The organism is Streptomyces sp. NPDC002838 (genome assembly GCF_040295365.1).
GTDB lineage: Bacteria > Actinomycetota > Actinomycetes > Streptomycetales > Streptomycetaceae > Streptomyces.
Genome location: NZ_JBEOVF010000113.1, coordinates 1 through 10,188, shown reverse-complemented (window position 1 = coordinate 10,188; position 10,188 = coordinate 1). Strand labels below are relative to the sequence as shown.

General features: G+C 71.9%; 3 protein-coding genes. All 3 read left to right on the top strand.

Annotation, left to right across the window (positions count from 1 at the left end):
* Positions 1–1,044 (top strand): AMP-binding protein (locus ABT063_RS51285; RefSeq protein WP_351069132.1); only part of this gene is annotated, 1,044 nt, incomplete at its 5' end.
* Between the two features lie 11 nt (positions 1,045–1,055).
* Complete coding sequence (locus ABT063_RS51280; protein WP_351069129.1) at positions 1,056–8,825, top strand: non-ribosomal peptide synthetase; 7,770 nt, start codon at positions 1,056–1,058, stop codon at positions 8,823–8,825.
* Positions 8,826–8,829: 4 nt separating this feature from the next.
* A partial coding sequence (locus ABT063_RS51275; RefSeq protein WP_351069127.1) for a condensation domain-containing protein occupies positions 8,830–10,188 on the top strand: 1,359 nt, incomplete at its 3' end.

The window sequence follows — 10,188 nt, the reverse complement described above, 5'->3', positions numbered from 1 at the left end:
GTGGCCGAGCCGGCGGCGCGGCAGTGCAGCAGTCTGCGGTGGATCGAGGTCGCCGGCGAGGCGTTCCTTCCCGCGCTGGCCAACAGCGTCGTCGAACTGCTGCCCGGGTGTGAGGTCCACAACCTCTACGGCCCCACCGAGGCCTCCGTCGAAGTCACGGCCTGGCAGCACGTGCCCGGCGCCGACCGGGTACCGATCGGCAGGCCCGTCTGGAACACCCAGGTCTACGTCCTGGACGCGGCACTGCGACCGGTCGCCCCCGGCGTCGCCGGTGAGCTGTATCTTGCGGGAACGGGACTCGCCCGGGGCTACCTCGGGCAGACCCCCCTGACGGCGGACCGGTTCGTGGCCTGCCCCTACGGTCCTCCCGGGACACGGATGTACCGCACCGGGGACCTGGTGCGGTGGACCAAGGACGGCCAGGTCGAGTACATCGGGCGGACCGACTTCCAGGTCAAACTCCGCGGCCAGCGCATCGAGCTGAGCGAGATCGAGCAGGTGCTGACCGGACATCCGGATGTGGCGCAGGCGGCCGTCATCGTGCGGGAGAACGAGCACGGCGACAAGCGCCTGGTGGCCTACGCGGCGCCCGGCGGCGAGGCGGGCCCCGACGGGCTCGACGTCGCGGCCCTGACGGAACTGCTCGGCGAGAGCCTGCCGGAGTACATGATCCCCTCGGCGATCGTGCCGATCGCCGAACTCCCCACCACAGCCAGCGGAAAACTCGACCGGGCGGCTCTCCCCGACCCCGACCGGACGTCCGCGGCGGCCGGACGCGGACCGCGCGACCACGAGGAAGAAGTCCTCTGCCGGATGTTCGCCGAGCTGCTCGGGGTGGAGCAGGTCGGCATCGACATCGACTTCTTCGCCCACGGCGGGCATTCGCTGCTCGCTACCCGACTGGTCGGCCGGATCCGCAACGAATTCGACGTCGACGTGAAGGTCACGACGATCTTCCGCCACCCGACCGTCGCCGAGTTGGCGGGCCGACTGGCCGAGCTGGCCACGTCGACCCGCCCCCGGGTGCGTCAGATGACCGTTTAGGAGAAGCGTCGATGATCCCGTTGTCCTTCGCCCAGCGCCGGCTGTGGTTCCTCCACCGCCTGGAAGGCCCGTCGGCCACCTACAACATCCCGTTCGTCCTGCGCATTGAGGGGCAACTGGACACCGCGGCGCTGGCCGCGGCGGTGCACGACGTCGCGACCCGGCACGAGAGCCTGCGCACCCTGATCCTGGAGAACACCGACGGCACGCCCGAACAGCGCATCCTGCCGCCGGAAGAGGCCCGCTTCCCCCTCCCGGTCGTCGACGTGGCCGCGAACGCGCTCGACGCCGCGATGGACGACGCCGTCGACGCGGCGTTCGACCTGGGCGCGGACCTTCCCCTGCGGGCGACCGTGCTGCGGACCGCTCCGCACGAGCACGTGGTGGTGTTCGTTTTCCACCACATCGCCGCGGACGGCGCGTCGATGGCGCCGTTCCTGCGGGACCTGCTGGCGGCGTTCGCGGCTCGACGGCAGGGGGAGGCGCCCGCGTGGGAGCCGCTGCCGGTGCAGTACAAGGACTACACGCTGTGGCAGCGGCAGATGCTGGGCGAGGAGATCGACCCGGACAGCGTCGTGGCGGAACAACTGGCCTATTGGCGTGAACAGTTGGCCGGTGCTCCACAGCCCGTGCAGCTGCCCCTCGACCGGCCGCGGCCCACGTCGGCCAGCCACCGCGGAGGCCATGTCGACGTCGAGCTCGAACCGGAACTCGTCGCCGCGATCGGCAAACTGGCCGCCGACCACGGCGCGACGGCACCCATGGTCGCCCAGGCCGCGCTCGCCGTGCTGCTGCACCATCTCGGCGCCGGCAACGACCTGACCATTGGCAGCCCCATCGAGGGACGCGCCGACGAGCAGCTCGAGGAACTGATCGGGTTCTTCGCCAACACCTGGGTGCTGCGCGCCGGCCTGTCGCACAACCCGACGTTCGGCGGTCTGCTGGAACAGATCCGGGAACGCGCCCTGGGCGCCTACGACCACCAGGACATCCCCTTCGAGCACCTGGTCGAACTGCTCAACCCCGACCGCAGCACCGCCTATCAGCCACTGTTCCAGGTGATGCTGGCCTGGCAGTTCGGGTGGTCGCGTCTGGAGGTGCCGGGGCTGCGCGTCACCCCGGTGCCGCTGGGCACCAGGACCGCGAAGTTCGACCTGTTCTTTAACATCGTCCCGGACCCGTCCGGGCACGCCTACCTGCGCCTCGAATACGCGACCGACCTCTTCGACCACACCACGGCCGAAGGACTCGTCGACCGCTTCGGGCGCGTGCTGCAGCAGGTCGTCGCCGATCCCGGGACACGGATCGGCAAGGTCGACGTCCTCAGTGCCGCCGAGCGGGACCGGCTGACACGGCTCAACGACACGGCCACGCCGCTGCTGCCGGCGACGGTGCTGGAGCTGGTGGCCGCCCAGGCCGGGCGGACACCGGGGGCGACCGCCGTGGTGTCGGGCCCCACACGGCTGTCGTACGGAGAGCTGGAAACCCGCGCGGGCCGGCTCGCCGCGATCCTGCGCGACCGCGGAGTCGGCCCGGACACCCTCGTGGCCGTGGCCCTGCCGCGCACGGCGGAGCTGGCCGTCGCGATCCTGGGCGTGCTCAAGGCCGGCGGCGCCTACCTCCCGATCGACCCCGGCCACCCGTCCGCACGCGTCGATCTCCTCCTCGGCGCTGCCGGTCCCGCGCTGGTCCTCACCGACCACGGGACGGCTCGGACCGTGGCCGGGGCCAGGTCCCCGGTCCTGCACCTCGACGACCTCGGCCTGGACCTCGACGGCCCCGTCGCAGAGGTGTCCGAGGCGGGGACCGGGCCGGACCATCTCGCCTACGTGATGTTCACCTCCGGCTCCACCGGAACGCCCAAGGGCGTCGCCATCACCCACGCCGGTGTGGTCAACGGCGTCCAGGACCTGCGGCGGCGCACCCAGGTCGGCGCGGGCTCCCGGATGCTCGCCGCGACCTCGGTCAACTTCGACGTCTCGGTGTTCGAGATGTTCACCGCGCTGACGTCCGGGGCGAGCATCGAGATCGTCCGGGACGTCCTCGAACTCGCCGAACGCGACAGCTGGTCGGGCACCACGATCAGCGCCGTTCCCGCGGTGTTCTCCGCACTCCTCGACCGGATCGCCGACGACGGCACCGACGGCCCCGTCATCGATGTGGACACCGTCGTGTTCGCGGGCGAGACACTCTCCTCCGACCTGGTGCGCAAGGTGCACGAGGTCCTCCCCGGCACCCGTGTCATGAACGCCTACGGGCAGACCGAGAGCTTCTACGCGTCCACGTTCACGGTGCCGCGGCACTGGCACGGGACCGGAGCGGTGCCGATCGGTGACCCGCTGGCCAATATGCGCGCCCATGTCCTGGGCCCGGAGCTGGCACCAGTCCCGGCGGGGGTGGTCGGTGAGCTGTACGTGGCCGGCCAGGTCGCGCGCGGCTACCACCGCGACGGCGCCGCCACCGCGGAGCGCTTCGTCGCCTGTCCCTTCGGCCCTCCCGGCACCCGGATGTACCGCACCGGTGACCTGGCCCGGTGGGACGCCGACGGCCGCCTGACGTACGCGGGACGGGCCGACTACCAGATCAAGGTGAACGGCATCCGGGTCGAGCCGACCGAGATCGAGGCGGTACTCGGCCGGCACCCCGCGGTGGGCCGCGCCGTCGTCACCGTCCACGAGGACCACACCGGCGGCGGACGGCTCGTCGGCTACGTCACGCAGACGGCCGGTGACGGCGACATCAACGCCACCGTCTCGGTGCCGGAACTGCGACGGTTCGCCATGAAGCGGCTGCCGGAGTACATGGTGCCCGCCCAGCTGATGGTGCTCGACCGGCTGCCCCTGACGGCGAACGGGAAACTGGACCGGGAGGCCCTGCCGGAGCCGGAGTTCTCCGGAGTGCGGTACCGGGCGCCGCGCAGTGACGTGGAGCGGACCCTCGCAGAGGTGTACGCCGATGTGCTCGACGCGCAACAGGTGGGCATCGACGACGAGTTCTTCGCCGTCGGCGGGGACAGCATCCGCTCCATCCAGGTCGTCGCCCGGGCCAGGAACCGCGGGATCACCCTCAGCACGCGGGAGATCTTCGAGCACCGTACGGTCGCGCGGCTGGCGGAACTGGTCGAAGGGCGGGACGACGGCGCGCGCGTGACGCTGGACGAGCTGCCCGGCGGCGGCGTCGGCTGGGCCCCGCTCCCGCCGACCGCGGCGCACGTCCTGTCGCTGGGCGGCGGCATCGGACGGTTCTGCATGTCCGCCCTGCTGTCCCTGCCCGCGGACATGAACCGTGCGGATCTCGTCGCGACCCTCCAGACCGTCCTCGACCGGCACGACATCCTCCGTGCCCGCCTCGACCGGGAGCGCCTGGGGCTGCGGATCGCACCCGCCGGCAGCCTCGACGCCGACGCGCTGGTACGGGAACTGCCCCACGAGGGCGCCGATGTACGGGCCGAGCTGGAGGCCGCCGCGGGCCGGCTGGATCCGGACGCCGGTGTCATGGTGCAGTGCGTGCGGTTCACCTCCGACACGGACGGGGACCGCCTGCTGCTCGTGCTGCACCATCTGGTCGTCGACGGAGTGTCGTGGCGGATCCTCGTCCCGGACCTGGCGGCCGCGTGGCGGCGGATCCGCGCAGGGCGTCCGCCGGCGGCGGCCGTGGCCGGCACCTCGTTCCGCCGGTGGGCGCACGCCCTGGCCGAGCAGGCGGCCGCCCCCGGGCGGGTGGCGGAACTACCGGTGTGGCAGGAGATCCTGCGCGCGGACGAACCGGTGCTCGGCGCACGGGAACTCGACCGGGCGCGCGATGTCGCCGCCACGGTGGACACCGTGCGCGTCAAGGTGCCGGCCGAAGTGACGGAGACCTTGCTGACCGAACTGCCCCGGGTGTTCCGCGGCGGTGTCGACGACGGACTGCTGGCCGCGCTGGCCCTGGCCCTGACGCGGTGGCGTCAGGAGCGGGGGGTGCCGGGCACGTCGTCACTGGTCCGGCTGGAGGGGCACGGACGGGAAGAGCACGTGGTGCCCGGCGCGGACCTGTCGAGCACGGTCGGATGGTTCACCGCGATGTTCCCGGTGCGGCTGGACCTGGCCGGCATCGACGTCGCGGACGCTTTCGCCGGCGGCCCGGCGGCCGGCCGTGCGGTCAAGGCCGTCAAGGAGCAGCTGCGTGCCGTGCCGGACCACGGACTCGGCTACGGCCTGCTGCGCCACCTCAATCCCGACACCGCCGCGCGGCTGGCGGGGCAGCGGGAACCGCAGATCGGCTTCAACTACCTCGGCAGGAGCTCCCGCGCCGACCTGCCCACGGAGCTCCGCAGCCAGGGCTGGGCCGCCGACACCACGGACCCGGAGCTGATCGCCGCACCGGACCGGGACATGCCCGTCCTGTCGGCACTGGAGATCACCGCGGTGGCGCTCGCCGCCTCCGACGGTGACGAGTTGACCGCCCACTTCGGGTTCCCGGCCGGTGTGCTCGACCGCGACCAGGTGAGCGAGCTGGCCGCGCTGTGGGTGCGGGCACTGACCGCGCTGGCCCGTCACGTCACGACCTCCGACGCCGGCGGACTGACCCCCGGCGACGCACCGCTGGTGTCCGTGCGGCAGGAGGAGATCGACACCTGGGAGGCGTCCCTCGGCAAGCTGTCCCACGTGTGGCCGATGACCCCGGCGCAGTCCGGGATCCTGTTCCACTCCAGGATGGCCGGGTCCTCGTACGACCCGTACCACATCCAGATGGTGTTCCGGCTGTCCAGGCGGGTCGACCCGGAGCGGATACGCCGGGCGGGCCAGGCACTGCTCGACCGTCATGCGGGCCTCCGGGCGGCGTTCGTCAACCGGGCCGACGGAGACGTCGTGCAGGTGGTGCCCGAGACGGTGACCCTGCCATGGCGGTATCTCGACCTGAGCGCGGCCGACGGGACGGAGCGTACGGAGACGTTCGAGCGCTTCCTCGTGCAGGACCGGGCCGACCACTTCGACCCGGGCGTCCCACCGCTCTTCCGGCTCGCCCTGGCCGACTTCGACGCCGAGCACGCCGAACTCGTGCTGACCGCCCACCACATGCTTTTCGACGGCTGGTCCACCCCCCTGCTGATCCGGGACCTGCTCCTGCTCTACGCCTCCGGCGGGGCCCCGGCAGAGCTGCCGCCGGCCGGTGACTACGGCCGGTTCCTCGGCTGGCTCACCCGGCAGGACCAGGGCGAGGCCGCGCGCGTGTGGGCGGCCGAGCTGGAGGGACTCGAGGGGCCCACCCTGATCGCTCCCGAAGCGCCCGGCGTGACCGGCAGCGGCCGGGAGCAGGTCGACATCACGCTGTCGGCCGACGAGGCCCGCGACCTCAAGCGGCGGGCCGCCGAGGCGGGCATCACCGTCAACAGCCTGGTCCAGGGGGCCTGGGCGCTGCTGCTCGGCCGGCTCACCGGCCGCCGGGACGTCGTCTTCGGCGCCACGGTCTCCGGGCGTCCGCCCGCGGTGGCGGACGTCGAATCGATGGTCGGGATGTTCCTCAACACCGTTCCCGTACGCGTCGGTTACGCACCCGGCGACACCGTGGCCGAGGTCCTGACCCGGCTGCAGCGCCGGCAGGCCGTCCTCGCGGAGTACCACCACCACGGGCTGGCCGAGATCCAGCAGGCCACCGGCCTTCAGTCGCTCTTCGACACGCTGGTGGTCTTCGAGTCCTACCCCATCGACCGCGAGGGGCTCAGTGCCGCGAGCGAGGCCGCGGACGGCGTCACCATCACCGGCTTCCGGCCGTTCGCGGGCAACAACTACCCGCTGTGCCTGGCCGCGGCGATCGGATCACACCTCGAACTCGTCCTGCAGTACACGCCGGGGGTCATCGACGGTGACACGGCGGAGCGGTTCGCCGCCCAGCTCGTCCGGATCCTGCGGCAGCTGGCGCGGGGACTGGACCTCAAGGTCGCGCAGCTCGACATCCTGGAGCCGGCCGAGCGCGCGTGGATGCTGGCCGGATGCGGCGAACGGACCGCCCCGACCACGGACGCCACCCTCACCGGGCTCGTCGAGGCACACGTCGCGCGGACCCCGGACGCGGTCGCCGTCGTCGCCGGGGACGAGTCCCTCACGTACGCGGAGGCGGACGCCCGGGCGGAACGACTCGCGGCCGAGCTGGTCGCCCGCGGAGTGGGGCCCGAGACCGTGGTGAGTGTGGTGCTGCCCCGCACCACCACCATGGTCGTGGCCCTCCTCGGCGTGCTCAAGGCGGGCGGCGCCTATCTGCCGGTGGACCCGTCCTTCGCCCGCAGCCGCCTTCCGCACATCCTCCCCGGCGCCCGGCCCCACCTCGTGCTTGTGGACCGCACCACCCACGACCTCGTTCCCGCCACGGACATCCCGGTCGTCGTCCTCGACGACCTGGACCTGCGCCCCACCCCGTCGGGTGCCGCGGCCGCGCGGGAGTCCGCCGCCCGGCCGGTCGCCGGCCCCGACAACCTCGCCTTCGTCGTCTACACCTCCGGTTCCACCGGAGTCCCCAAGGGCGTGGGCATCACGCACGTCACCGTCGTCAACGCCGTCGCCAGCCTGGTCGCGCACGCCGGTATGACCGCCGGTCAGCGCGTCCTGCTCGCCGCCTCGTTCGGCTTCGACGTCGCCACCTTCGAGCTGTTCGCCGCGCTCACCACCGGAGGCAGTGCCGAGATCGTGCGCGACGTGCTGGAGCTCGCCGACCGGGACACCTGGGACGTCGACGTCGTCTGCTCGGTGCCGTCGGCCTTCGCGGAACTCGTCGATCAGCTCGCCGGCCGGATCAGGCCGACCGCGCTGAACATCTCCGGCGAGGTGCTCACTCCCGCGCTCGCCGAGCGGGTGCGCATGCTCTGGCCGGACGCCCGCGTCATCAACAGCTACGGCCCCAGCGAGACCTTCTACGCGACCGCGCACCTGCTGCGCCCGGAGCGGCCCTACGCCACCGATGTGCCCATCGGCCAGCCCTTCCCCGGAGTGCGGGCCTACATCCTCGGGCCCGACCTGGCCCTGCTGCCTCCGGACACACCGGGCGAGATGTACCTCGCCGGGGCCGGGCGGGGCTATCAGGGGCGGGCCGGGATGACCGCCGACCGCTTCGTCGCCGATCCCTATGGTCCGCCCGGCTCGCGCATGTACCGTACCGGTGACCTGGCGAGCCTCTCGCGCGACGGCGAGCTGCACCACCTCGGCCGTATCGACACCCAGGTCAAGATCCGCGGATACCGCGTCGAACCCGGAGAGGTGGAAGCCGCCCTGACGGACCACCCCCGCGTCGCCCAGGCCGCCGTCGTGGCCCGGGAGAGCGGCGGCGCCCGCTATCTCGCCGCGTACCTCGTGCCCGCCCAGGACGAGACCGCTCCGGACATGGCCGAACTCCGTGACCACCTGGCGGAGCGGGTGCCCGACTACATGGCCCCCGCGGCCTGCGTGGCGCTCGACCGACTGCCCCTGTCGCCCAACGGCAAGCTCGACCACGGTGCCCTGCCCGTGCCGGACTTCACTCCCACCGCGCCCTTCCGGGCGCCCCGCACCCGCCGTGAGAAGGCCCTGGCCGCGCTGTTCGCCGAGGTTCTCGGCGTGCACCCGGTGGGCGCCGACGACGGGTTCTTCGTGCTCGGCGGACACTCCCTGCTCGCCACCCGCCTGATCACCCGCGCTCGCGCGGAGCTGGGGATCGAGATTCCCATTCGCAAGATCTTCGACCTGCCGACCGTGTCCGCGCTCGCCGCGTGGTCGGAGAAGTCGGACATTCCCGTTCGCCCCAGTATGCGCAAGATGACCGTAGAGGAGTGACCCAGTGATACCCCTGTCGTACGCACAACGCCGCATGTGGGTGAATCACCAACTGGAGGGCGGGGCGGAGACCTACAACATCACCCCGACGTTCCGGCTGACCGGGCCACTGGACCACGTCGCTCTCACCGCGGCGATCGGGGACGTCGTCAACCGGCACGAGATCCTGCGCACCACCTATGTGACGGACGCCGACGACGAGCCCCACCAGCGGATCCACCCGGCGGGTGAGGCGTTGGTGCCGGTGCCGGTGGTCGACGTGGCCCCCGAGAACCTGACCGCCGCGGTGGACGAGGTCATCGCGCACCACTTCGACCTGGCGGCCGAGATCCCGTTGCGCGTCAGCCTGTTCCGCTGCTCTCCCGAGGAACACTTCCTGGTCCTGGTGATCCACCACATCGCCACGGACGGCGTTTCCGGAGCCCCGCTCGCACGGGACCTGACCGCCGCGTACGCCGCCCGGCTCGACGGCCAGGCGCCGGAGTGGGAACCGCTGGCCGTGCAGTACAAGGACTACGCGCTGTGGCAGCGCGAGCTGCTCGGTGACGTGACGGATCCGGACAGCCTCGCCGCGCGCCAGGCCGCCTACTGGCGTGCGGAGCTGGACGGTGTGCCCCAGCCGCTGACGCTGCCGCTCGACCGCCCGCGCCCCGCGGAACGGAGCCGGCACGGCGACAAGGTCGACATCGTCGTGGCACCCCAGGTCGCCGCCCGTCTGCAGGTGCTGGCCGACGAGCGCGGCATGACCATGGCCATGGTCATGCAGGCCGCGCTCGCGGTGCTGCTGCGCAAGCTCGGCGCTGAGGAGGACGTGACGATCGGCAACCCGATCGCCGGACGGACCGACGAGGCGCTCGCCGACCTGATCGGCTTCTTCGTCAACACCCAGGTGCTCCGGACGAACCTTTCCGGTGATCCGTCGTTCGACGACCTGCTCGCGCAGGTGCGCGACAAGACGCTGGCGGCCTACGAACACCAGGACGTGCCCTTCGAGTTGCTGGTCGAGCTGATCAACCCCGAGCGCTCCGCGTCCTACCTGCCGCTGTTTCAGGTGGTGTTCGCCTGGCAGAACTTCGCGAAGCAGGAACTCGAGTTCCGCCAACTCAAGGCGGAGTTCGAGCAGCACATCGCATCGACCTCCATGTTCGACCTGTTCTTCAGCGTGGCCCTGGACGAGGCCGGCGCGGTACGCGGCGACCTCGTGTACGCGACCCAGCTGTTCGACCGGGACACGGCCGAGGCCATCGCCGCCCAGTACACGCGCGTGCTGGAGCAGTTGGCGGTGGATCCGTCGTTGGCGGTGAGTGGGGTCGATGTGCTGGGGGCCGAGGAGCGGGAGCGTTTGGTGGGGGAGGCCAATGAC